Origin of the sequence: Bacillus timonensis (assembly GCF_000285535.1) — a bacterium.
Classification (GTDB): domain Bacteria; phylum Bacillota; class Bacilli; order Bacillales; family Bacillaceae_L; genus Ferdinandcohnia; species Ferdinandcohnia timonensis.
Genome location: NZ_HE610985.1, coordinates 236501 through 262196, shown reverse-complemented (window position 1 = coordinate 262196; position 25696 = coordinate 236501). Strand labels below are relative to the sequence as shown.

The 25696-nt window shown below is 37.4% G+C and carries 22 protein-coding genes and 1 pseudogene; 6 read left to right on the top strand and 17 right to left on the bottom strand.

Annotation, left to right across the window (positions count from 1 at the left end):
• Positions 1-19 precede the first annotated feature (19 nt).
• The gene (locus BTHG_RS01630) at positions 20-2908 is read right to left on the bottom strand and encodes an AAA domain-containing protein (RefSeq protein ID WP_026021651.1); all 2889 of its coding nucleotides are present in this window, start codon (positions 2906-2908) and stop codon (positions 20-22) included.
• Positions 2902-3798 carry a DUF4011 domain-containing protein gene (locus tag BTHG_RS01625; RefSeq protein WP_026021650.1) on the bottom strand — a complete coding sequence of 299 codons (897 nt, stop codon included), beginning with the start codon at positions 3796-3798 and terminating at the stop codon, positions 2902-2904. Before BTHG_RS01625 ends, BTHG_RS01630 begins: the two co-directional genes overlap by 7 nt.
• A 306-nt stretch (positions 3799-4104) precedes the next feature.
• On the opposite strand from BTHG_RS01625, the gene BTHG_RS26605 reads away from it, so the two are divergent.
• Entirely contained in the window at positions 4105-4281 is a 177-nt protein-coding gene (locus BTHG_RS26605; protein ID WP_010281262.1) for an aspartyl-phosphate phosphatase Spo0E family protein, read from the top strand.
• A gap of 222 nt (positions 4282-4503) precedes the next feature.
• A complete protein-coding gene (gene trmL / locus BTHG_RS01615) occupies positions 4504-4974 on the top strand; it encodes a tRNA (uridine(34)/cytosine(34)/5-carboxymethylaminomethyluridine(34)-2'-O)-methyltransferase TrmL (protein ID WP_010281260.1) in 471 nt (156 codons plus the stop codon).
• 31 nt (positions 4975-5005) lie between these two features.
• Here the strand turns inward: trmL and BTHG_RS01610 are convergent, their stop codons facing one another.
• Positions 5006-5911: an AraC family transcriptional regulator gene (locus BTHG_RS01610; RefSeq protein WP_010281257.1), complete on the bottom strand. Its 906-nt coding sequence runs from the start codon at positions 5909-5911 to the stop codon at positions 5006-5008.
• 104 nt (positions 5912-6015) lie between these two features.
• On the opposite strand from BTHG_RS01610, the gene BTHG_RS01605 reads away from it, so the two are divergent.
• Entirely contained in the window at positions 6016-6966 is a 951-nt protein-coding gene (locus tag BTHG_RS01605; protein ID WP_010281253.1) for a DMT family transporter, read from the top strand.
• 1003 nt (positions 6967-7969) lie between these two features.
• Here the strand turns inward: BTHG_RS01605 and BTHG_RS01600 are convergent.
• The 3 genes from BTHG_RS01600 to BTHG_RS01590 all read right to left on the bottom strand — a co-directional run bounded on the left by BTHG_RS01600 (position 7970) and on the right by BTHG_RS01590 (position 11160).
• The gene (locus tag BTHG_RS01600) at positions 7970-9070 is read right to left on the bottom strand and encodes a BMP family lipoprotein (protein ID WP_010281250.1); all 1101 of its coding nucleotides are present in this window, start codon (positions 9068-9070) and stop codon (positions 7970-7972) included.
• 141 nt (positions 9071-9211) lie between these two features.
• Positions 9212-10132, bottom strand: coding sequence for an endonuclease I family protein (locus BTHG_RS01595; protein WP_010281246.1), 921 nt, complete (start codon positions 10130-10132; stop codon positions 9212-9214).
• Between the two features lie 53 nt (positions 10133-10185).
• Positions 10186-11160, bottom strand: a complete 975-nt coding sequence (locus tag BTHG_RS01590) for a S8 family peptidase (protein WP_010281243.1) — start codon at positions 11158-11160, stop codon at positions 10186-10188.
• A gap of 359 nt (positions 11161-11519) precedes the next feature.
• On the opposite strand from BTHG_RS01590, the gene BTHG_RS01585 reads away from it, so the two are divergent.
• Positions 11520-11804 carry a hypothetical protein gene (locus BTHG_RS01585; protein WP_010281241.1) on the top strand — a complete coding sequence of 95 codons (285 nt, stop codon included), beginning with the start codon at positions 11520-11522 and terminating at the stop codon, positions 11802-11804.
• Between the two features lie 91 nt (positions 11805-11895).
• On the opposite strand, the gene BTHG_RS01580 is transcribed toward BTHG_RS01585, so the two are convergent.
• Complete coding sequence (locus BTHG_RS01580; RefSeq protein WP_010281239.1) at positions 11896-12804, bottom strand: phosphotransferase family protein; 909 nt, start codon at positions 12802-12804, stop codon at positions 11896-11898.
• Between the two features lie 245 nt (positions 12805-13049).
• Here BTHG_RS01580 and BTHG_RS01575 point away from each other — a divergent pair, with 245 nt between their 5' ends.
• Complete coding sequence (locus BTHG_RS01575) at positions 13050-14456, top strand: amino acid permease (RefSeq protein ID WP_010281236.1); 1407 nt, start codon at positions 13050-13052, stop codon at positions 14454-14456.
• A gap of 123 nt (positions 14457-14579) precedes the next feature.
• On the opposite strand, the gene BTHG_RS01570 is transcribed toward BTHG_RS01575, so the two are convergent.
• From BTHG_RS01570 to BTHG_RS24030, 3 genes and pseudogenes are all read right to left on the bottom strand, one after another.
• Positions 14580-15671: a GerAB/ArcD/ProY family transporter gene (locus BTHG_RS01570; protein WP_010281234.1), complete on the bottom strand. Its 1092-nt coding sequence runs from the start codon at positions 15669-15671 to the stop codon at positions 14580-14582.
• Positions 15672-15690: 19 nt separating this feature from the next.
• Complete coding sequence (locus BTHG_RS01565; protein WP_010281232.1) at positions 15691-16914, bottom strand: Ger(x)C family spore germination protein; 1224 nt, start codon at positions 16912-16914, stop codon at positions 15691-15693.
• Positions 16907-18537: pseudogene (locus BTHG_RS24030) on the bottom strand (spore germination protein). Before BTHG_RS24030 ends, BTHG_RS01565 begins: the two are co-directional and overlap by 8 nt.
• A gap of 115 nt (positions 18538-18652) precedes the next feature.
• Between BTHG_RS24030 and BTHG_RS01555 the strand changes: the two are divergent.
• Positions 18653-18898: a hypothetical protein gene (locus BTHG_RS01555; RefSeq protein ID WP_010281230.1), complete on the top strand. Its 246-nt coding sequence runs from the start codon at positions 18653-18655 to the stop codon at positions 18896-18898.
• Between the two features lie 133 nt (positions 18899-19031).
• On the opposite strand, the gene BTHG_RS01550 is transcribed toward BTHG_RS01555, so the two are convergent.
• From BTHG_RS01550 to BTHG_RS01520, 7 genes are all read right to left on the bottom strand, one after another.
• Positions 19032-19706, bottom strand: coding sequence for an orotidine 5'-phosphate decarboxylase / HUMPS family protein (locus BTHG_RS01550; RefSeq protein WP_010281229.1), 675 nt, complete (start codon positions 19704-19706; stop codon positions 19032-19034).
• Positions 19707-19757: 51 nt separating this feature from the next.
• Positions 19758-20546 carry an SDR family NAD(P)-dependent oxidoreductase gene (locus BTHG_RS01545; RefSeq protein WP_408605267.1) on the bottom strand — a complete coding sequence of 263 codons (789 nt, stop codon included), beginning with the start codon at positions 20544-20546 and terminating at the stop codon, positions 19758-19760.
• A gap of 16 nt (positions 20547-20562) precedes the next feature.
• Positions 20563-21378, bottom strand: a complete 816-nt coding sequence (locus BTHG_RS01540; RefSeq protein WP_010281225.1) for a carbohydrate ABC transporter permease — start codon at positions 21376-21378, stop codon at positions 20563-20565.
• Positions 21375-22133, bottom strand: a complete 759-nt coding sequence (locus BTHG_RS24025) for a carbohydrate ABC transporter permease (protein WP_010281223.1) — start codon at positions 22131-22133, stop codon at positions 21375-21377. The genes BTHG_RS01540 and BTHG_RS24025 overlap by 4 nt, the downstream gene beginning before the upstream one ends.
• A gap of 207 nt (positions 22134-22340) precedes the next feature.
• Positions 22341-23651 (bottom strand): ABC transporter substrate-binding protein, encoded by a 1311-nt coding sequence (locus BTHG_RS01530; RefSeq protein ID WP_010281221.1) that lies wholly within the window; start codon positions 23649-23651, stop codon positions 22341-22343.
• A 75-nt stretch (positions 23652-23726) separates the two neighbouring features.
• Positions 23727-24620, bottom strand: a complete 894-nt coding sequence (locus BTHG_RS01525; RefSeq protein ID WP_010281218.1) for a sugar phosphate isomerase/epimerase family protein — start codon at positions 24618-24620, stop codon at positions 23727-23729.
• 31 nt (positions 24621-24651) lie between these two features.
• Positions 24652-25686, bottom strand: a complete 1035-nt coding sequence (locus tag BTHG_RS01520) for a zinc-binding dehydrogenase (RefSeq protein WP_010281216.1) — start codon at positions 25684-25686, stop codon at positions 24652-24654.
• Positions 25687-25696 lie beyond the last annotated feature (10 nt).

Genomic DNA, 25696 nt, shown 5'->3' with positions numbered 1-25696 from the left:
TTCCCTGGTTTCCTTGTTCCTACATCATCTGTTTGACTTTTTGTGCGTTTTTTTCTTTCTCAAGAATTTGTTTTATTAGTTGGTGGACTTCTTCTAGTTCAGCACTTGGGTCTTTCCACCAGTTTCTGCTCCAGATGCGGTGGATGGTCCAGCCTTTGTTTTCAAGGAATTTTTGTCGATAGACATCTCTTTCTTTTGCAGATGGTGAGCTATGGTACATAGCCCCATCACATTCAATACCAAGTATATATCTCGATTCATTTTCAGGATGAACGATGGCTAAGTCAATCCGATAATTGGACATCCCCACTTGGGTGTCTACTTTATATCCCATATCCATTAACTGTTCATACACTTGTGTTTCAAAAGGTGAATCAAAGTGAAGAGCTTTTTCCTGACGCTGTGTGTTCATCTCTTCATTCAGCTCTGAAAGCACGGCTCCGATTCTCTCCTTTTGTAAATTCGAAACAGCTTGTGCATACTCTAAATAACTTTTGAAAAACTTGGGACCGACGTTTTTCGTCTTCGAGACGTCCAGTTCATTTGGTTCAATACTTGATACAACATAAATGGCTTCTTTTGAACGAGTCACAGCGACATTCAGGCGATTTTCTCCACCCTGTTGACCAAGTGGACCAAATCGATTGTATACCCTGCCATTTTCTGCTTTCGCATACCCAACAGAAAAGACGATGATATCTCGCTCGTCTCCTTGCACATTTTCAATATTCTTTACAAAGATTTGTTCATCCAAGTCCTTACTCATGACCTGATGATACAAGGTATTGAATTCCTCATCGTCTTCCGCCATTAGATCAATATAATCCAGTATTTTATCTTGTTGTTTGGCGTTAAACGTAATGATTCCAATCGATTTCGTCGAATCCTTCTGGAGAAGCTCCTTTAATAAGAGGACAACTTCTTTTGCCTCTACTTCATTACATTGATTTATCCACTGACCGTCTACCTTCCGCCATTGGATAGCAGCCGGATTCTTAAGATGCTCCACGTTTGGCGCGATTTGAATATTGCCGTTATAGTAGGCATGATTTGAAAAGTTAATCAATTCCTCAGACTTTGAACGATAATGCCATTGCAGCATTTGACTTGGAAATACTCGTTTCGCTAAATTTAAAAGACTTTCTGATACAACCAGATCGTCCTCATCGACATCATCTTCATCAATCTGGATACTTCCCTTAAACAAATTACTTGGCGGTAACTGTTTTTCATCACCAGCTATAATAACCTTCGAAGCCCTGTAAACAGAGGGAATGCCATTTTCGACTGTTAACTGGGAAGCTTCATCGAAAATAACAAGGTCAAAGAGCTCCTTTCCTAATGGGAAAATGGCCGACGCCGTTTCAGGTGATACAAGCCACACCGGTAACACATCTAAGATACCTTCTTGCGCATATTTATTCACAAGCTTTCGTACAGCCCAAATTTGTCGTTTCTTTCCTGTTTGGTAAATGATGTCCTTAATCGCTTTCGAATGGTGCTCCCTTACTTCATCAAGTGCTTTTAATAAACGATTTTGCAAAACCTTAGCCGATAGTTGTTTCTTTTCTTCTAATAGTTCCTTGAATCGTGTTCGCATTCGTTGAAAGCTTTCCGTCCCAATCTTCGTTAATTCCGGGTGTTTACGTTCAATCTCATCAATCCAATAAATATAGGTCGATTGCTTTATGTTCTCAACCCATTCTTTTGCTAAATCTCGATGAAGTTGGTCTTTACTTTTTTCCTTTAGTTCATCGATGAGTGTTTTGATAAAAGGCATACTTTCATCATAAATTCTGTCCATATTACGAAGATCATCAAAATCTTGAATGACATATTCTTGTTGCTTTTGAAATTGTGCTAATGGAATATCTCCTTTTGAGATTTGCTCCTTATACTTCTGTATTTTTTCTTCTTTAAAATAAGGAGAAAGTTGCTTCAATTCGGCTGTCATGTCATTTGATACATGAGAAAGTTCATATAGGATTCGTAAGCTTTCTCTAAGCTTTGGCCACTCGGTCGATGACAAACCTTTAAATTTGTCACCGGCGATTAATTCTTCAACTATTGTTTTCCCTGTAAAAGAAGTCCACCACCAAAGCCTCAGTTTCTGTAACGTCTTTTTCTCTTGGGGATTTAAGTCCTCATAGATTTTCTCGAGCTTCCCGCCAACTTCCCAACTGTACTCCGGCGTAATCTCGTCTTGCTCAAAGTGCTCCAGAAAGGAAATACTTTCTTGAGCTTTCTCTGTTACCTTCTTGAGAATCTCAACAATCGTCAAACGATCTTTTATTTCTAGCTTTGCAAACGATTTACGGTCTTTTAATGGATAATTCTCCTGTCCGAATCGACTATAATAATTCCCGTATGAAAAGATCGTTGTTAACACATCATCTATATTATTCTTATTTAAGTCATTAATAACTGCTGTCAAATTGAGAATAACCTCTTGTTGATTAACCGGTTTTCCCAGGCCATACAGGTCATAAGCACGGTATCCATGAGGTTGCGTTTCATACAAACCTTTGGCAATCGCGTTTAGTTCATCTTCCATTTTTTCGATTTTCTGTGATAATTGTTCATATTCCACTTCTAAATCTTGAATATATTCATCTTTAACCAAGCGATTATGAAGTTTGCGGTATAGTCCAGTTCGGTCCGTTTTTTCATCATGTAAAAGACTGACACTCGCTGAAAGACCTAGGCTATCAAGTCTTTGATAGACGACATCAAGTGCAGCGCGCTTTTGACACACTAATAAAACCTTCTTCTTATCGGCAATTGCATTGGCAATGATATTCACAATAACCTGTGATTTACCAGTCCCAGGAGGACCATGAACAACCATGCCATCGATATGTTGGATTGAATTGATAATCTCCTCTTGGGAAGCATCCGTGTCTAGCACAAAGAACTTTTCTTTTCCTTTTTAAGAGGTGTATCAACATTCCTTTCACCACTTCCGAGATTATCGGTTGTGAAGGTAGAACTTTCTTCCCCAACCTTCATCAATTCTCCAGCCAATCCAAAATCAGGGTCACCCTCTTCCAATTGTTGAAGGAAGTCTTCATAGTCTTTTAAAATGGCTGAATTCCCTTGGGGGAAATGACCCAAAATTGCATGATTATCTAGTTGAAACTGACCTTTTTTAAAGGTAGGAATGAGATCGGTTGTGAGATTCGTAAATGGCGTAATATCTGTGGAATTCGACCACTTAATATCGATATTGTATTTTTTCAACCACGTTAGCCAACCGAGAAAATCCATCTCCGTAGATTGTTCGACGGCCTCGTCATACATCTCGTCGGGAACATAAAGATTGCTCATTTTTTGCATGGCTAAAAAAAGAGGTCGATTTAACATTGGCTCTGCATCGTCCATTGGCTGAAGTACCCACTTTGTTCCATGTTCTTTTACTCGTTCTAATTTAACCGAATGGAGAAACAAGGGAGCCCGAATGTATGTTCCATCTAACATCGCACCACTTATGAACGGATACCCGATATATAAATCATACAAACCTGTTTCGTCTTCGATTGCCTTTAAATTCCGATAAAGGGCTGTTAATTTCCCTGACAAAGTAAGCGATTGTTCATCGCTTACATTTTGTTTCACGATTTCTACTTTACTATTGTGCTTAATGATGGCATTTAAAATATCCTGAGGAATTAAATTAATTTTCCCAACTTCACTCAGATCAAAGTTCCATTTGTTATACACCTTAAGCATGCGAATGGATCGATTTCGTCGACTAATGTCATTCAACCGATCCTTCAATGTCGTTACTTTTTCTTTCAATTTAGATCACCTAATTTTCAATTCGTTCAAATACATAGTTTCATTATATACTTCTTTTTCCAAGATTATTTCAACTGAAGGGAATTTGTATGGATGTAAGACAAAAATAGCCATGAAAACATTTATCTTTAATTTGATAAAACGACACTTTGTAAAGTGATAGTTATGTTTTTCATATTTTTGTCACATTCTATTACTCTACTTTTGACTAATTTTGTCGAAGGTCTTTTCTTTATGTAAAAAATTATGCATAATATTGTTTGTGTTTGTTCTAAATTGCGTTAAATCAATAAAGAGGTGTAAAAAGTGTTACAGGAAAATGTACAGATTAGTAGAGAGTTTATTATTATATCAATCGTGCAAAAAAGAGATGAAATGATTCGTCTCGCTGCCGTAAATGGTCTATTAAACAGTGAAACAATTAAATGTAGTCAGGAGCTTGATAGATTATTAAATGCTCTTGAAAAATATCAAATTCATTAAAGGTTCAATAGGTGTCCTACGTCTACTGCAAATGTTTTCCATTTGCGACACCAATTTTTTAGTCCGATATTAAAAGACACCCCATAGAGATACCTCATGTTTTTCAATACATACAATCTCATTCATAATGAAACTAACCAAACCATTTCTTGTACAAAGTGCTAATCTTTACAATATGTATGCTATAATTTGGAGGGTAAAATAAAGGTAGAGGTGAGAATCTTGGCAATCCATGTTGTACTATATCAACCAGATATACCATCTAATACAGCAAATATTGCACGTACTTGTGCCGCAACGGATACAGCCCTTCATTTAATCCGACCACTTGGTTTTTCAACAGATGAAAAAATGTTAAAACAAGCTGGTATCGATTTTTGGGATACTGTTAACATCACGTATTATGACTCCTTGGATGACTTTTTCATAAAGAATAAAGGTGAGTTTTACTATATCGAGACGTTCGGTGAAAAACCACATTCATCCTTCGATTTCAGTGATGTGTCAAAAGACCATTATTTTATGTTTGGTAAGGAAACAACAGGTTTACCAAAAGATTTACTAGAACAGAACAAAGATCACTTTATGAGGATCCCCATGAATAATCATGTTCGTTCATTAAATCTTTCAAATACAGCTGCCATATTGGTGTACGAGGCATTGCGTCAGCAAGGATATCCCGAATTAAAATAAATCTTCCAGAATGGAAGATTTATTTATGATTTCAACACTCTTTGTGATCCGAAGCATTCATTTTATACTTTTTGTATGATAGTGGTGTCATGTTCATCGAACTTTTAAATTTAGCAATAAAATAGCTTGTGCTAGTAAATCCGACTTGATAAGCTACATCGGTAACATTGGATTCTTCTTGTTGCAACAAGAGTAAACTTTTTTGAATCCGATAATCGGTTACGTAACTAAGTGGAGATTTCTTTACCATTCGTTTAAAATAACGACAGCATTCGGAACGACTCAATCCACCAGCTCTCGCAATATCGTCTAATAAGATTTTCTCAGCATAATGATAGTGGATCCAATTTATCATTTGCTTCATTCGATGATTTTTTACCATTTCTGTTTGATCATATTCTAATTGAAAGCCATTAATCATTAGGTTTTTCCAAATGAACGCTAGTTTTGTTGTGATATCAATTTCATAGAATGGTGTTTTGTCTTGAATCCATTCATTGATTTTTTGAATTGCCTCTAAAATATTCTTCCCCCAAGGTTCATTAGCATGTAAAGATACATAAGGTAAATTTGTGGCTTGAAGATAAGGAGATACATAAGCGGTATAAAGCTCTTGAGACAAAATGATTTCAGGCGAAACATTTAAACAAATATATACACAACCTGACTTGTTGCTTTCTTCCGCCATATGCAGGCAGCCACTATTTATAAATAGCCCGTCCCCTTTTTGCACCATTATTTTTTGTTCATTTATTTGAAAGATAGCCTCCCCTTTTACAATCAAAACAAATTGAAGCTCATCATGCCAATGTAGAGGTATATAGCCATGTACATTTTGGTTAATCGTTGTTTCATAACATGCAATTGGTAATGCAATTGTACGATGTTCTGTCAGCTCTTTTAAACGATCATCCACTTTGAAATTTTTTATTTGCAAATAATCACCTCAATATTCTTATATTTTTTCATTCAATTTAGGTATTATTTGACCAATTTTTCACTTATTATAACATTATTATTATATTTATTGGAGAATCAGTCATGAATAAACTTTCTAGAAGAACAGGGTTTGTACTTGTAACCATGGGAGCAACATTTTGGGGTGTCGGTGGTACTGTCGCACAAAAGCTCTTTCAACAGTATGACATTGATGTCAATTGGCTCGTAACCACTCGATTGCTTATATCCGGTTTTTTACTTTTGATTGTTCATTTTTTTACAAAAGACCGATCTCAAATTCTCGGAGTCTGGAAAAATAAAAAAGTGGCTTTTCAACTAATCACCTTTGGGTTACTTGGTATGCTTGCCGTTCAATATACGTATATGGCATCAATCAATCACGGGAATGCTGCTGTGGCAACACTTCTACAATATTTAGCACCAGCTATGATTATCATTTATTTAATTTTACGTAAACAAGCGGTATTGACGCGACAAGATGTAATAACTGTTTCACTTGCTTTAATTGGTTGCTTTTTCTTATTAACCAATGGCTCGATTTCAGGGCTATCGGTGCCAACAGTCGCCATCATTTGGGGTGTTTTATCTGGTGTTTCTTTAGCATTTTATACCTTATATGCCGTTCCCCTTCTAGCAAAATACGATTCTCTTCTGATTGTTGGATGGGCAATGTTGATTGGAGGATTAGGATTAAGTTTCATTCATCCCCCATGGCAAATTGACTTATCAACCTTTACCTTAGAAACGTATGGCTACTTATTTTTTGTCATCATCTTCGGTACCATGATTGCTTTTTGGTTTTATATTGAAAGCTTACAAAGTCTGGCACCTAAAGAAACGAGCCTACTCGGCACGTTAGAACCTCTAGCAGCCGTCTTTACCACCGTTGTATGGTTACAAGAACCTTTTGGAATGTTTCAATGGGTAGGAACAGTTTGTATCATTGGGATGATTGTGTTACTGGCTTTGAATAAGAAGTCATCTTCCAAAACGAAGAAACACCTACCAAGTAAAAAAGCCTTTCAGAATTAGTTAACTTTAACTAATTCCGAGGGCTTTTTTTGTAATGCTGTTTTCGCAAACTTTGTTGCTATTGACACAATTGATTTCTCTGAGACTCGCGCTCGAAGTCAGTTCTACGGTTTTTTGTCTCTGACACCACTTCTCAAAGACAAAATCATGATAGTCTCCAGGCTATTTGTCTCTGAGACCCCTCTCGAAGACAAAACTAAGTTAGTCCAACGGTTTTTTGTCTCTGACACGGCTTCTCACAGACAAACTCTTAATAGTCTCCAGTTTTTTTGTCTCTGAGATTACTTCTCAAAAACAAAACTAAGTTTGTCCAACGGTTTTTTGTCTTGACACGACCGCTCACAGACAAACTCTTAATAGTCCCAAGTCTTTTTGTCTCTGAGACCCCCGTTCAAAGACGAAACTAAGTTAGTCCAACGGTCTTTTGTCTCTGACACCGCTTCTCACAGACAAAATCATAATAGTCTCAGTCTAATTGTCTCTGAGCCCCCCCTCTCGTTCATGTTTCAACGGGTGGGTACAGTTGGGGATGATTGTATGACTTGCTTACAAATAAGAAGTCTTCTTCCAAACGAACCAACACCTACCAAGTAAAAAAGCCCTCCAGAATTAGTTAATTTCAACTGATTCTGAAGGCTTTTTTGTGAAGATTGTTTTCGCAAACTTTGTTGTTATTGACACAATTGATTTCCACTCCAGGTGGACGCTTTCCGCGTGCATGGCTTGAGCCTACTCAACAAAATGCATTAAGCGGCTCAATCAGAAACAAGGAAATTGGAGACTCCGACAAAGAGGCGTAATTTGCCTCTGTAAGAGAAGGTGAAGTTTCTCGAGTGTCTTGTCGCTGAATCTAGACAAGTCGCTAATTGCTCCTTTGGTGGGGTCTCAAGTCCCGCGCTTTTCCCGCTGGAGTCGCCACCCTATACTGCAATCAATAGGTTTATTTTATCCGTTGGCAACAATCTTTTAGAAAAGAGCCTTTGTGAAAACATACCAACAATCTTTACTTAAATAAATCACCTTGTTCAGCAGATACAACAATTTCCCCAGATTTAATTTTTTCATAAACGTCTTTAACTTTAGTTACTGTATCTTCACTTAGGTTAGGGTTTTCCTCTGGGATACCTACACCATCATTCTCAACACTATATATAATGGTTTCTCCGCCTGGGAATTCTCCATTTAATTCCTGTTCAATTAATTCTTGTGTAGCGTGAGACAATTTCTTCGTAGCAGATGTCAGTATTACAGACTTGCCATCTTCATATTCCCCGTCTGCATATTGATCAACATCGACACCAACAATCCAGACGTTTTCTCCCTTTGAAACGCGTGTTTTTGCTTCGTTGATAGCACCAATTCCTACTCCGCCAGCTGCAGCAAAAATGACATCAATGCCTTTATTAAACATTTGAGCCGCAATTTGACCACCGGCAGCAACATCATCAAATGTACCTTGATAAATAACATTCTCCGCCTTAATCGTTAAATTTGTGCCTAAATTTTCATTCGCGTACGTAAGACCTTGTTGGAATCCCCAGTTGAATTTTTGAACTGCAGGGATTTCCATTCCACCAATAAATCCAGCTTCACCCTCTTTTAATTCTAAGGCAGTAGCAACACCAGCCAAGAATCCGGATTCATGTTCCGCAAAGAAAATTGAAACCGTGTTCGTAGCTACCTCTGGAACAAAATCACCTTTATGTGGATTCCCATCTAAAATAACGAATTTAGCATCCTCGTATTTCGTTTGTGCTTGGTAAATAGCCGTTTCAAATTTAAATCCAGGTGTAACTATAAATTTGAAACCTGCATCATAAAGATTAGCAATCTCTTTTAGGTACTCCGACTCAATTTCACCTGACGGCTTTAAATATTTTTCTTGAATACCAAGACTTTCTTTCGCTGCTAGTATCCCTTCCCAAGTACCTTGATTGAATGATTTATCATCAATTGTACCTGAGTCAGTAACCATTCCCACTTTTAAATCAGACTTTTTTACTTCTTCTCCACTCTTTTCTTTTTCATCTGTACCGCACCCTGCAAGTAAAGTAGCAATAGTAAGTAAAGATGCTAGGCCTAACATTACTTTCTTTTTAAACATTTATAGACCCCCTCACTTTTCATTTACTATCATGTATACTACAAAGCTATCTTTTTAATAACCACCCTACAACACGATAGATTTTTCAAAAAAAATATCACCCCCTAGTTCCTAAAGGAGGTGACATGAACGTTTAAACGATTACTGTGATAAGCCTGACGCAAAATCGATATTATTTACTAGTTGAGGATAATCAATTAAGGGATTTCTGTTCTTCTGAATTAGGAAAATTTCTTTGTTACGATGTTTTTCATAGATAGATACTTTATGAGCATGATGCCATTCTAGCATCATTTCAATGTCTTTTTTGTTGTATTGATTAATCTCCCCTGGATATCGTAACAAAAAATACAAAGTCGCTCTGGCCACTTCTCCTTTTCCACTTTCTGGCTCAAACTTACCTTCTTCATATTTCCCACAATTTACTTTTATCGAACCAGACTCTATTATAGGAAGATAATCATCAAAATCATAATAAGGATAATTCGATCTTGTTGAATTACAGTCTTTTTCGCATGTAAAAAGATGATGCAAATCCCCTTTCATCGGATTATCCTCATTAAACCATGACTGTGGTACGACATGTTCACAATTAAACATATTTTCTTTTTTAATAGTCGCCACTGCCATCTGTAAATCAAATTCAGTTTTCGTCTCATTTTTTTGTAACAGGTCATAACTTTCTATTCTTTTTCTATCCGCTTCATAATCTTCTTGAATAACTTGTTCTGGTTCCCTGTCTTTTCCAGAATAGATGCTCTTTAGCTTTCCATTCATTTGGAGGTCTACCCTTGAATAAAGAATATTCCGGGTTTTTGAGTTATAAGGAAGCTGATGTTTATGTGTATTCGTAAGTAACTGATTGATTTGATTATATAATTCTTTTTTATCACTCTGAGTAAAATCAATGTTCTGATAATATTCAGTGATGTTCTGCTTGTCCACTTCTTCATCATAATACTCTTTTTCATTTTCAAATCTCTTTTTTATTTCCTTTACCTCTAACAAGACGGCTTTTAAATCTGTGCGTTCATTCGTCACTTCACCTTGCAGTATTTCCATTTATTTTCTCCCTTCCTGGTTTATTCGTTAACCTGTAAAGGATTCAATAAATTCTAATTTGCATTCACGCTTGTCGTAGGAATTAAATCTTGTAATTTTTCGACTACGTTAAGCTGGAGAAACCCGTTTCCTTCTGCACTTTTCCTATTACCTAGTGGTACAGTACGTCTGATGAGTTGGGCATAGACCTCTTCTTCACTTAGTGTTCGATCAAACTCTTTTTCACTTTTATTAATTAGTAATGCGATAGCACCCGCAACATGTGGAGTCGCCATCGATGTTCCCGTTAATTTTGCATATTTATTATCTGGATACGTTGAAATGACATCAACACCAGGGGCCACAAGATCTAATTCTGTATGTGTATTGGAAAATGGAGCAGGTTGCAAATCCATGTCCACAGCTCCTACCGAAATGACTTCATTGTACGCTCCAGGATAGGCATACTCAAATGTATCATCCTGGGAATCTCCTTCGTTACCCGCAGCAACAACGACAGATATGTTTTGATTGACTGCATTTTGAATGGCCTTATGCATTTCAGGTACGTCTTCAGGACCACCTAGTGACATGGAAATCACTCGAACTCTTTCCTCGTTAGGACCTCTCCAATCAACTGCATAATGAATGGCATCAATGATCCACTCATAATTACCTGAGCCTTGTCCTGTTAAAGCTTTCAAACTTAAAATTTGAGCCTTCGGAGCAACCCCTACAACTCCTTCGTTATTCAAACTAGCGGCGATGGTACCAGATACATGTGTACCATGACCATTGTTGTCTTCAAAAACCTCAGGGTCTCCTTGGTAATCTGATGTAAAATTCCGTCCAGCAATAATTCGATCCTTTAAATCTGGATGAGAACTATCAATCCCAGTGTCAATAACCGCAATGACAATGCCTTCTCCCTGACTGCTATCTTCCCATACTGAAGGGGCCTGTACCAATTGAACTCCTTCTGGCGTTTCATTTGTTTGATCCACAACAGACTGAATTGTAAACGGTAATAATTTGACTTGATTTTTCATGAAGATTCTCCTCCTTCAAATCTATTTTCAAACATAATTACCCTTATTCCCTCTGTCTTGTTGTATGTATGTCATTTAGTAGATGGCCTTCCCTCGGTTGAATGGGAACGTTTGTTTTATTATATCAGCGAAAAAAGTGTTTAACAAGATAAAATACTGAAAATTAAAAAAATGAATAATTTGTCCCAGTCATTTATATGCATGTTTTTTTATATGAATCTATATGACCAGGCGGTGTACGATTCCCATCGGTGCTCCGAAACAATAACTGATTTTTATGTCACCTAAGGTACTTTTAACTTTTTATACATTTTTTGCATATGTTGCTGGATAATTACCTAAAAAGGGAGTGAAAAGGTTTGGCATTTATTCCATTTCAAGGATTTATGAGAGAACAACCACAATCACCTCCACCACCATACGTTCCACCAAAACCGTTTCCTTCTCAGTATTTAGTCGACTGTTTATATAACTACACAAATGTTTGGCTCGTAACTGGAGAGAATTTTTGGTTTTATCCGACATACCTCCAATTTGGTGAAGTTGCTGGATATAGGTGCACGGGTACATTCTGGACGTTCTATGGTTTTGATGAAAGATTAGTTCAAACGGTAGCCTGTAATCCAATTCCTACTTTGTACTAAAAGCAAAAGCACCTTGTGGAGATCCTACCACAAGGCTTTTTTATAGTTGTAATGACTTTATTTTTTGAATTGTTGGAAGTAGCTTGCATTTTTATAGTCTCATTTCATCTTGAATGATTTTAATTGCTTCTTCCATTACATCATGATTGTTGCTTTTTAGACCTTCTAGTAAGAGCAGCACATTATCGAATGTAAGAAAAAAAGATACTTTTTCCAATTTATTCGGAATGTTTTTTACGTATCTTTTTTCCATTACATTTCTAGTAAATTCTTCGCCGCACTCTTCAAACAAGTAAATATATTCATAATCAGGATCACCTATCCTCATATCACCAAAATCAATGATTCCAGTGAGTTCCTGCCTCTGTTTATCAAACAATAAATGGTCTATAGATAGATCAGAATGTAGGAGCATTGGTGTATATATGAAGTATTCTTTATTGTCTAAGTAGGATGTAAATCTGGAGGTAATATGCGTTTGCAGTTCTTTATTAATGATAGGATATACCTTTTCCTGAACTTCTTTAAAGGTTTGTAGATATTCATGATAAAAGTTTGTTTCTTGTACATGAAGTTCCCTTGCCTTCTCGACATTGAAGGAACTAATCTGATTGATAAATTCAGCAATCTTATCACAAATCCTGTTCCTTACTTCTACTGGTAAGGAAAGAAGCTGTTGCTCAGTCAATGGATCTCCTTGCAATCTTTTGTAACCGACAAAAGGAAATCCATTATCTTGTCTTCCACAATATATAAATTCCGGTATTTGTAAGGTAATCTGATTTTTTAAGTACGGCAGCACTTTGATTTCCTTTTCTGTATCAATAGCTCCGGCTTCTGCCTTTGGAAATCGAAAAACAAAAGTATGATTGATCAAATATGCCTTACTCCGCCATCCTTCTCCTAGTTTCATGATGTGTTTGATTTTTGTATTTCCCATGTATTTAGAGATAGTTTCTTTAACCCAGTCAAACTCCGCACTCTCTTTTATACGGTCCATCACAATTTCTCCTTTTAAGAAAATAATCTATTTCCTGTTTTTAAAATACATAACGAATATAAGAAGTCAAAAGAACTCCTTTCCTACAACCGGTATATGTACGTTCATTCTATTACATAACTTATTTCTGAAGTCCTTCTCAAACAATTCTAATCAGAGACTGTACCCCTTTTAAGAGATGTTGAAATTACACGCAGTTGGATAACATAACGATATTACGTTTAAAAAAAGAGAGGACTGTCAATATGAGTTCTTCAAATAAACTAGGATTTTGGACCCTGACAGCATTAGTCGTTGGGAATATGATTGGATCTGGGATTTTCATGCTACCACGTACACTGTCAGAGGCAGCGAGTCCAGCTGGAGTTATGCTTGCTTGGGGGTTAACAGGGTTAGGGGTGTTAGCTACTGCATTAGTCTTTGGAAATTTAGTTATTCGAAAACCCTCCCTTTCTGGTGGACCACAAATATACGCGAAAGAACTTTTTAAACCAGAATCACACGTATCTACTATCTCAGGCTTCATCACTACGTGGGGATATTGGATAGGAAATGTTGCTGGTAACATCGCCATTATTACGACGTTTGCTGGTTATTTATCTACATTTTTTCCGATTCTCACAAATCAGGGAGTCTTATTTACAATCGGATCATTTTCGTTAAAAATGGGGAATGCTCTTACATTTCTTATTTGTACATTTCTGCTTTGGGGAACTCATTTTATTATTCTTAACGGTGTTAACGGAGCTGGAAAGATTAATTTCATAGCAACGGCTACAAAAGTAATCGGTTTTATACTATTTATAATAATTGGGCTGTTTGCGTTTCAAGTAAGTAATCTGCTGCCTTTTGTTGCACCTAGATTTGATGAAACAGGTGAAACGATTGGACTTCTTGGCCAAGTTAATCGGGCGGCTGTAGGTACACTTTGGGCTTTTCTTGGTATAGAGTCTGCCATGATTTTTGCTTCTAGAGCAAAAAAACAAGCAGATGTAAAACGTGCAACGGTTCTTGGACTATTAATAGCCCTTGCAATCTATCTTGGAATCAGTCTACTCGTTATGGGAATGTTAAGCCAGGAAGCACTTATCCACTCAGATAAGCCTTTAATTGATGCTATTGAGACTGCGTTAGGTCCAATCGGGGCTAAATTCCTTGCTGGAATAGGGCTAATTAGTTTACTTGGTTCAACCATTGGATGGATTATGCTAAGTGCAGAGGTACCTTACCAAGCTGCAAAACAAGGCGTTTTCCTACCTTCGTTTTTAAAAGTAAATAAGCTTGGGATGCCAACTTTTTCATTACTATTGACAAATAGTTTAGGCCAAATTTTTATTTTTTCAACAGTCTTTAATTCAATTTCTGCTGCTTTTGATTTCGTCATATATATTGCAACTTTATCTTATTTACTTCCTTATTTCATTTCATCAGTTTATCAAATGAAACTTGTACTAACTGGTGAAACGTATAATCTGAAACCAGGTTCACGATTCTCAGACGGCATAATTGCCTTATTTTCAACAATCTATTCAACCTGGGTCATTGTAGCTGGTACTGCGGATATGAAAACATTTGGATTTGGAATGGTATTACTTTTTTCTGGAGTATTCTTTTACAAAAACCTTTCAAAACTTCAAAAACAAAATTTGTGATTAAACGACGTACTCACTTTTTACTCAAACACTGATTCGATTATATCTCGAACAACCATAATAAATTCCAAAAAAGAGAAGTGTCAGGTACCCCTCTACGAGCCTGAAGCTTTTCAATCTTCCCTATTTTTTCCTTTTTCTAATATATGCAATCAAAAGAAGTGCTATAGGTATGATGATTTGAAATGGTAAATGGAGGATCCAAGGAACTAATTTGTATCCCTCCTGAAGATGTTCAGGAAAACTACTGGCCATCGTAATCGACAAAAGGATCACGACTAGACCAGTTGGAAAACATAAACGGGTGTGATTTTCAATTTTGAACAAATTTGCAATTCCAGAAACGACTGCATAAAAAAAGATACCAATCTTAAAAAAGCCGCCAATTATTAAAGCTAACATAAAGAAGATATCCAGACGTTCAATAAACTCAGCTACTTGAATCATTTGGATTGTCGCAAGCAGTGGAAAAGGCGCACGGGATGTCAGGTTAACACCAAGGACACTAACATTTATTAACATAACTAATGCAAGGTTGACGCCACTTAAACCTATCGAAAATAAACCAGCAATCTTTGCTTTACGTGGATTATTCAAATAAGGGAAAATCATTGCAAAGACGACCACTTCTCCGAACGGAAAAAACAGGACTTGAGTAAGTGTTGCTTTTATAACAGGAGAAATACCATTTTCTAATATGGGCTTTAGGTTGTTAAAATCGATTAACCCAGAAACCACGATTAAGATAAAACCGGTTATTGCAAGTAAATACATGATGACAAAAAGTATTTCCCCTGTCCTTCCTAACACTTCAATCCCTTTACGCACACCATACACAACAACCATCATCAATAGTGCATTCACGATAAATAATGGCGTTTCAGAATAGGCGAATGTAACCAGCATGACACCAAAATCACGTAGTACTCTAGCTGCAAGATACGTAAAATAAAGCAGATATAAAAAGGCAAATATTTTCCCTACTAGTTTCCCAAGTATGATTTGTGCATACTCTGTAGGCAATTGGTTGGGGTAAAATTGATATAGTCGATAATAGAGCATAAAAAGGGACATTCCTCCAATGATCCCGAGAAGAATGGAAAGCCAGGCATCTTGCTTCGCATCAATTGCAAGAGGAAGCAGTAATGCACTTCCTAATTCAAACAGCAAGATAAGTACAAATAACTGATACGAACTTATTTTTGCCTTCTCCATGTTAATGCTCCTTTACCATTTAACGATTTTCCTTCATTTCAGAGAGGAAGGATTTACTTCGTAGTCCCGACCGGCGTACGAAGGAATTTACCTTAACATCCACTTGTAAATCTGGGAAATACACATCATTCCAGTCCGCCTTTATCTTCTTCCAAAGCTTTGGATCAGATTGATGTACTACTTCCCCAAAACCGAAAACATCTGATTTATTTGCTTGTATTTGTTTAATGGCTTCCTGAATTTCTTTCTTGATTTCTTTTTCAATTTCCGTTTCAATTCTTAATAGTAAGTGTGGGTTTGTTAAATCAATGGGCACCTCAACTTCCCCTATTTCTCCTTCGGCTTGAACTTCAACATTAATCATGGGTTTTCCCTGTTGAGTCGTGGACGAAACTTTGGTATTCTGTCGAATCACTTCGTACGCAATCGCATCAACTTTTCCTTCCCAATCAATATTAAGATCTGTTTCTTGAATTTTGTCCAAAATCCATAAACTTCCCCTTGCCGTATCATCTTGTAACCAATCAACCAACTTTCCGTCTTTAAATACAGCGATTCCTTCAGCTTGAAGAATGGCTTCAGGAGTCGTTTCTTGAAGATTTTCCAATTTCATCGCTTGATTGATTTCCCCTCTTACACCAAAACCGGTTATTAACGGTTCTTTCCCTTCTGAAACAAGGTCATTTATTACATCTTTCATATTAACTTCTAAATGTGAACCCCAATTTTTTTCAGTACTCTTTAATGTTTTAATAACTTTGTTAGAAGGTAATTTATCAATAGGAGTCAATGTTCTTAAAAGGTCTTTAGCTGCAGTATCCTGAGCAATGACCACAACTGACGTAATTCGAAATTCTGGGTCACGGTCCATGGCATCAAGAATATGCAAAATTCCCTCTTCTCTTGCTAATCGTTCTCCGACAACGACCAAATTTGTATGAGCATAATAAAGCCTTCTTGAAATCTTTGTTGAAAACTTCTTACTTATTTCAACTAAGTTATTTCCAGTTTCACTATACACATTAACGGGTGGCCCATAGCTATTATTGCCACCACCTTGCTGGCCTCCTGCAACGTTACCGGGGTTTACCACTTGAATTGTACCTACATACCTACCATCTCCATCCAAATCAACCCCTAAAGCGGAAACGATGGCAATATCGGTAAGCTCCTTTTTGCTCCAACAACTTGTTAGGAGTAACATACTAAGGAATAACATGACAAATAAGATAACTTTATTCATGCTGGTCACCCTTTTCATTACTCAGATTCATCATTCCACGGTCACTTGGAGGTTGGGGTTTCTGGTCTTTACCTTCCCGAACCTTATTTTCACTACTAATAAGTGGAGGACGTTTTTTTAATGCCCACCATGGTGCCCGGATTAAAGTATCTTCATTGTTGACAAGGCTTAATGGGGCAAATGGCATCATATAAGGTACACCAAACGAGCGTAGACCACAAAGATGGATTGTGAGCATGATAATCCCGAGAATTATGCCATAAAAACCAAATGCTGCAGCACCAATCATAAAGATAAAACGAACCAAACGGGCAGCAATTGCCATCGCAAATGATGGTGTTGCGAAACTAGCAATTGCAGTCATCGCCACAACAATCGTCATGGCAGGCGAAACAATTCCTGCTTGAACAGCTGCTTGTCCGATGACAAGTGCTCCAACAATGGAAATCGCCGAGCCCACTGCCCTTGGCATTCGAACTCCAGCCTCTCTTAATATTTCAAATGTTATTTCCATAATCATGGCTTCCACAAATGCTGGAAAGGGCACAGCTTCCCTCTGTGCCGCTACCGCAATCAATAGCTGAGTCGGAATCATTTCCTGATGGAACGTGGTTGCGGCAATATAGGCAGCCGGTGCAATGAGCGAAATAAAAAAAATCAAGATTCTTAGAAAACGAATGGCTGTTGCAATATCAAAGCGGGCATAATAGTCCTCGACAGACTGAAAGAATTGAATAAAAACTGCCGGGGCGAGTAATACAAAAGGAGTTCCATCCACGAAAATGGCAATTCTCCCTTCGAGAAGATTCCCAGCAACAGCATCCGGTCTTTCTGTGTGATAAAGAGTCGGAAAAGAGGTAAACGTTTGGTCCTCGATGAGTTGTTCAATATAGCCCGATTCAAGAATACTATCAATGTTGATTTGTTCGAGCCGTTTGCGAGCCTCTTTAACGATTTTGTCATTCGCAATTCCTTTTATATACATCATGGCAACATCAGTATTTGTGACTTTTCCAATCTTCATGGACTCCACCCATAAATTCGGATCTTTGATACGTCGGCGGACCAACGAAGTATTTGTTCTAATGGACTCCGTAAATCCATCACGCGGACCACGAACGACCACCTGACTGCTTGGCTCTTCAATCGATCGTTTTTCTCCACCCTTTGTATCAACAATCATCGCCTTCGTTTTTCCATCGAGAAGAATGATTGTTTCCCCTTCCATCAATGAAGAAAACAGTTGTTCCCAATCACTGGCTAATTTGATACTGCCAAAAGGCAATGCCTCTTCTTCGATGATTTCTATTGGATCTTGTCGAATCAGTTTTTCCTGTAAATCAGGATTTTTCATGATGGTTTCAATTAAAAAATCTTTAATGGAGTCGCTATCAACAAGTCCTTCTATGAATACAATAGCAATCTGAGACTTGGTATGGAGTCCAATGTTTACTGTTCGAATGATGACATCAGAACTATTGCCTGTTTTTTTTGAATCACATCGAGATTAGTAGATAATAATTCATCTAAGGGGTTCTTGGAATCCTGATTCGCCTGACTATTATGTTGGTTTTCATTGATTATGCTTCGTTTATTTTGTTTACTCTTGAAAAAACCAGGCATTATCTATAACCTTCCTACACTTTTTACATACAGTTGTCGCCATTAACATTTTTATTTATACCTTTGTGATATAGGTGATTTTACAGGGGATGATAAATAAAAGGAGGGACATAAAATGAAGATAATTGGAATTAGCCTGTTGATAATGGTTTGTTTAATGGGTTTTTCGTTTGGGCTTGATTATCTGCAAGGATATGATCTTAATACAACGATTCGAAATGCAGTTAGTCCTTTTCAAGTAATGGATGCCGCTGAAGTAATAGTTCTTTTTTCCTTTGTGCTGACTATCATGGGCGAACTTTTCCATTATTTTTACAAAAAAAGAAAGGGAAATCTAATTCCAAATAAGAAACGGGCTTAGGTTGAGATCGTTAAAGAACTTTGATTTAGCAAAAGACGAATATAAAGGATGTCTTCATAAAAAAGTCAGGTACCATACTTGCGGTCCTGACGCTTTACTATTTCAATTAGGAATATCATTTTCTCAGATTAACTTACGTGTTCTTCACTCTTTTTACAAAATTCCTTAATGTATTTCGGAGTTGGTCTGAATCAGAACTTGGTCTAAATTCTTGATTATCAATGACTAAAGGTGCTCCAATGACTACGAGTGGTGCACCATGCTTTGGCATTTGGGCAGCTTGTTCAATCGATAAACCACCTACAGCTTGAACAGGAATGGACACTGCGGATACAACATTTTCTAAGCAGTCAAAAGGTGAACGTTCTGGATCTTCTCCTCTTTCATCAAAGCCTGTATGAACAATAATATAGTCAACACCATTTTCCTCAAGCATTTGTGCACAGGATATTTTATCAGGTGATGCCATTATATCCCCCATAACCTTCACATCATAATCGCGTGCAGCTTTAACAACTGCTCGAATGGTAGCTGGATGAGCAACTCCCATGACAACTACATGTGTTGCACCAGCCTTAGCCATCATCTCTACTTCTAAATAGCCACCATCCATCGTCTTTAAATCGGCGACAATCGGTTTATCAGGAAATCTTTGGCGAAGTTTTTTAACAGCATGTAAACCTTCTGCAAGTAAGAGTGGAGTTCCCGCTTCAATCCAATCAACTCCAGCTTCTATTGCAATTTCTGCCATTTCCACTGCTTCATTAATATTAGTCAAATCTAATGAAATTTGCACAATTGGTTCCATTTTTCCAGCTCCCTGCTTATTTGGAATGACTCATACGCCACTATAAACATTTTACTCATACGCTGCCTTAGGAAATTGCGTAGCATATTTCCCTCCACTTACATCGATTAGCGTACCAGTTATATACCCTGCCAAATCTGATGCTAAAAAACAGATGAGTTGAGCAATATCTTTTTTCTCCCCCCACCTTCGTAAGGTTAAACTGTCAAGTAACCGATCCTGCTGTTCTTGTGGAAGTTCAGAAAAATGATTGAGAGTTGTAGGAATCATTCCAGCAGCATAACTGTTAACCGTAATGTTCCACGGTCCTAACTCCCCAGCAAGAACGCGTGAAAATTGTTTTACTCCCGCTTTTGACGAAGCATAAGCAGCACTCCCGATGCTTGGAATAATCGCTGCAAAGGATGCTGAATTTATAATCCGACCAAATTGCTGCCTTTTCATGATAGGAATGACTGCTTTACACATCAGGTACATTCCTTTTAGATTGACATCATGACAGAAATCCCAAATTTCCTCAGGTAATGTTTCCACTTCTCCATTTCCGGCAACCCCTGCATTATTAACTAAAAGATCAACCCGACCATACTCTTTTATAGTCTTATTGACTACTTCAGTTATCATTTTGCTATCTCTGACATCACAGTTAAAAAACAGACCATCTAATCCTTCTTCACTAAACTCTTGTGAGAGTTGGTCTAGATCCTCTTGGTTTACATCAACCCCAATTGTTTTAACTCCTTCTCGTGCAAGCGTCATTATGATTTCTTTTCCAATTCCCTTCCCGACTCCAGTAACGATTCCTACCATTCCTGATAATTCAATCTGCAACTGTATCACCCTTTCTTTATGATGGTTACCCTTTTACTGCTCCTGAAGTAATTCCACTAACGATGTATCGTTGTAAAAGCAATGATATGATTAGTATCGGTAGCGTAATAATGACAGCAGCTGCCATAAGTGCTCCCCAATTTATTTCGGAATACGAGATAAAGTTAAAGACGGCAATTGGTAAGGTCTTCGTGTCATCTCCAGCAAGTACTAAAGCAAACATGAAATTATTCCAGGATAGAATAAAGGACATCATCGACGCGGTGATAATTCCAGGCGAAACGAGCGGTAGCAAAACCCTGAAGAAAGCACCTTGCAATGTACAACCATCAACTCTTGCTGAATCCTCCAATTCTTGTGGAAGAGCTTCAAAGGAAGAAATCATAATCCAAATGATAAATGGCAACCCAACTAACATATGGCTTAATGTCAGTGCTGTATAGGTGTCAACCAGTCCCAATTTTGAAAAAATGATAAACCAAGGAATCATAAACGAAATACCTGGTATGATTCTCGCAATTAAAATAATCACCCCGAATTTATGCAATTTATATTTTGAAATTGCATATGCTGCAGGTAATCCCAACACTAATCCTAGAACAGTAGAAGCAAATGCAACGACAAAGCTATTGATGATAAATTTAATAAAGTCATATTGTTCAAAAACCTCTTTGTAATTGGTAAAGCTTGGTTTGAAAATAAAGATTGAATCAGTCGACATGATTTGAGCCTGATTTTTCAGAGAGGCAATAATCATCCAAACAAATGGGAATAAAAATACTAAACTCACAATCACAATTAGAATATAGCGGATAATCTCCATTCTCTTTTTATGCTTCATAATGTCACCTCCGTTTTCTTACGGAAGATTAAAATTAGACAGCTCATAATCAGCACAATCATAAAGAATACCATTAAAATGGCACTTGTATATCCTAATTTAAAATATTGAAAACCATTTGCGAACCCATAAATATTTAAAGTTTCTGTCGCATAGCCAGGTCCGCCTTGTGTCATCGCATAGATTAAATCAAAGTGTTTAACTGCATCTATGGAACGAAGTAGCACTGCTGCGAAAATAGTAGGGGCCATAAGAGGTAATGTGATTTTCCAAAAAATTTGCCATGAGTTAGCGCCATCCACAGCTGCCGCTTCATAATTTTCGTTTGGTAATTGAGAGAGTCCAGCCAATGTGATTAACGTAATCATCGGTGTCCATTGCCAAGTATCTACCATCGCAATCGCTGGTAGTGCCAGTTTTGGTGAAGCAATCCATAACTGTGGATCAATTCCAAAATAACTTAAGAACTGATTTGCAAATCCAATCGATGGTTCAAAAATAAGTAACCATACAAGTCCAATTGCCACGGGTGTTGAAACCATAGGAAGTAAAAATAAGGTCTTTACTAGATTACTACCTTTAAAGTTTCTGAAGAATAAAATAGCAATTGCAACTCCTAATACGGTTTGAGTAACAACAGCCAAAATCGTAAAATAAAAAGTTCTGAAAAAAGCAGGCCAAAACCGTGGATCATCAAATAATAGTTTCTTAAAATTGTCTAAGAAGACCCATTTAGGTGGTGTAACACTTGACATACTCCAGTCAAAAAACTCAAGTATGCTGTATAGCCAACTGGAAATACAATCATGATGAGTACAAAAAGTACGGAAGGCAACGTAAAAATATACTTAAGATGTTTTTCAATCCAAAGTTGAATGGCAATCATCCCCCTTCTATGTAAACCAATAAACTGGATAGAGGGTATTAATGTATCCATTAATACCGCCCTATCCTATCAATATTTATTTTTCATCATCTAGCAATTGTTGGAACTGTTTGTTGGCTTCTTTTGCTGCTGCTTCCACATCGCCACCTTCTATACCCGTTACAATCGCTGTTCCAATCATATCTCTTGCCTCATTCACCTTGATTACCAATGGACGGTCATATTCTTTTCCAATCTTATTGGATTCGGAAATGACTTGAACAAGTTCTTCAGGAAATGCTTCTGTTCCTTCCGGTGAATCCCATACTGACTGTCTTGGGCCTGGAACACTCTTCTTTTGCAATTCAGCCACAATTTCTTTACTTGTCGCCCACTTGATAAATTCCCATCCGGCATCTTTATGTTCTGATTTTTCATTCATCGCGACTCCCCACGATGTAACGTTATATGGCGTTTGACCTGAAGGTCCTTCTGGGAATACAGAAAACCCTACTTTTTCACCTACTACGGATTTTTCAGGATCCAACAAGTTTGGATAAATACTATCCGCATCTGTATACATCGCTGCTTTCCCTTGCGCAAATAAACCAGCCGCTTGTGGCCAACTCATATTTAATACGCCTGGAGGTCCTGCTTCCTTCAGTAAATTCCCATAGAACTCAAATGCTTTAATCGCTTCTGGTGTATCAATGGCAGCTTTTCCGTCGACGATAAAGTCACCACCAAATCCATATAAGTAACTGGAGAATTGTGTAACTGCTGCAGCTCTTTGTCCACGTGATACCATTCCGTAAAAGTCATTCGAAGGATCATTTAATTTCTTTGCAATTTCATATAGTTCATCTAATGTTTTAGGAGGTTCAATCTTATTCTCTTCAAATATATCTTTACGGTAATATAGGATTTCACGTTCAGTCACAGTTGGGATTCCAAAGATCTTATTACCATCTTTTAAGGAATTAACGGAGGACTCTGTAAAATCACTTAAATCCCACTCTGAATCACCTGTATAACCTGATAAATCTGCGACCCAGCCATTAAGATTAAAGAGCTTCCCTTCTTGTAACGGACGAATCATAAAGACATCGATACTATCTGAACCGGCCGTAAATTCTGTTGTGAGTTTTTGAGTTAGTTGATCTTCAAAATATTTTTCTAGCTTTACTTTAATCCCTGTCTCCTTTTCAAATTGTGGAATGAATGGTTCTATCGCTTCAGTCCATGGGTGGTTCGCGGCAACGATTCTTAATTCAACGTCTTTGTTTTTATCACCATCATTATCTGATGATGGCTCATTTGAAGAACTGTCATTGTCACTACAAGCAGCCATTAAGCCTATGAATAATCCAAAAACTAGTAAAAAGCTCAGCCCCCTTAATCTTTTCACTTCACTTTCCCCTTTCATATTTTTATATGGTTAAGACGTAAAGCGTTTTCATTTGAATTTACGTCAATTACCCTATCAACGATATTCATTGACTTTCCGCTTTAGAAATTCTACTGATTCCTTCATTTCCTCTAACCCATTAACACCATCTTCAATGGAAATCCATCCTGTAAAATGGATAGAAGCTAACAGCTGAAAAATACGATCGTAATCAATAATGCCTTTTCCGATAACACCATGTGCCAAGGCATCTGAGTATCCTTGTACCAAATGAGATTCGATATCTTTCATGGTATATCCGTCTTTTATATAACGATCACTGGCATGCATTGTGATTAATCGATCCTTTACCTTTTCTAGTAACTCTAACGGATCATCTCCTGCAAATACAGCATTGGATGGATCGAAATTGACCCCAAACCAATTAGAAGATATTCCTTCAATAATTTCTAAATAGATATCTGATTTCTGAGCAAATTCTGGATAAATCCAAAACCCATCCTTATAATGGTTTTCCATCACGAGATAAACACGTTTGCTTTCCGCATAAGCAAGGAGTTCTTTTATACAATCTTGGGTCCACTTGATTCCTTCTTCTCTCGAAACCTCAGGTCTTCTTTGGCCAGAAAGTACACGACAACTTCGAAACTCTTCTGGCCCGAGAAATGCCATGACATCAATCATTTCTTTTATCTTATTGACTTCATTTTCTCGAAAAGCGGGATCGTGATGAGTGAAATCTGGTGATGCACACATCATTGGAATCGTTAGATTAACAGAAGTAGCTGCTTCCTTTACTTTTTCCAAGTAATTTCTATCCGTAGATTGTAAAAAAGTCGGATACATTTCCAATCCGTCGGCACCAAGGGTTCCTGCTTGTTCAATCCATTCAAAAACCGTCATTTTACCAGTAGATAAATCATCGATAAAGCCTTTAGGGAAAACTGATATTTTGATAGTATCTTCCATTTATTTCTCCTTTTTAAAGTTTTTTAACAAGCTAGTTTGGTACAATAACAGATTTCGCATGTTTTAACGAATCCATCTCATCGAAAGCCTGTTGCCAATTATCTAGTGAATAAATCTTCGCCATTGGTAGTGGGTTTATTTCTCCCTTTTGCATGAGAAGCAATACTTTCTCCCACATCGGATAGGTATGACTAAATGACCCCTGTAATTTAGCGGCTTTTTGAATAAGTGGGTCGAGACTGAAGCCAATAGGTTCTGGACCCCATCCAATTTTCGTAATTTGCCCTGCTGGTCGAACAATTTCAATACTTTGCTTCAGTGTTTGGCTAACACCAACTGCATCAAGCACTAAATCTGCGCCAAAACCGTCTCCATAGCTGCAGATTTCATGTATTACATCTTGCTTATCTGCAATAATCACTTTATCTGCGCCAAATTCCTTGGCTACTTCTAAACGGTTAGAATCTTTTTCTAAACCAACCACTGTTAATTTCCCAGGTGCAAATAATCTCGCAATTTGTACACACATTAATCCAATTGGACCAGGTCCAAAGACAACAACATGGTCACCTGGCCGAATTCGCGAATGATGCGCTACCGCATTATAGGCAACACATGACGGCTCCGTTAAGGCTGCTTTTTCAAATGGAATTCCATCTGGTACGTGATGTACGATTGCTTCTCTCGTTTTCACGTATTCAGCCATTGCCCCATCTGCTAACACACCAAACCCTTTTCTATCTGGGCACAAATTATATAATCCTGTTTTGCAATAAATACAAGTTTCACAGACATATGAAGGTGTCTCGCTGACAATACGGTCTCCCTTTTTAAATTGGGTTACTTCTGAACCTACGTCGGCAACAGTTCCTGCAAACTCATGTCCTAAAATCACAGGTCGTTTCACTGCAAACCCTTGAATATCATGGTACATATGCAAATCACTACCACATACTCCAACGGCTTCTACTTTTAATAAAATATCTTTTGCACCTATCTTCGGGATTGGTACTTCTCTAATTTCAACTTTGTTTTTACCAGAATCGTAGTTTACAAGAGCCTTCATGATTATCACC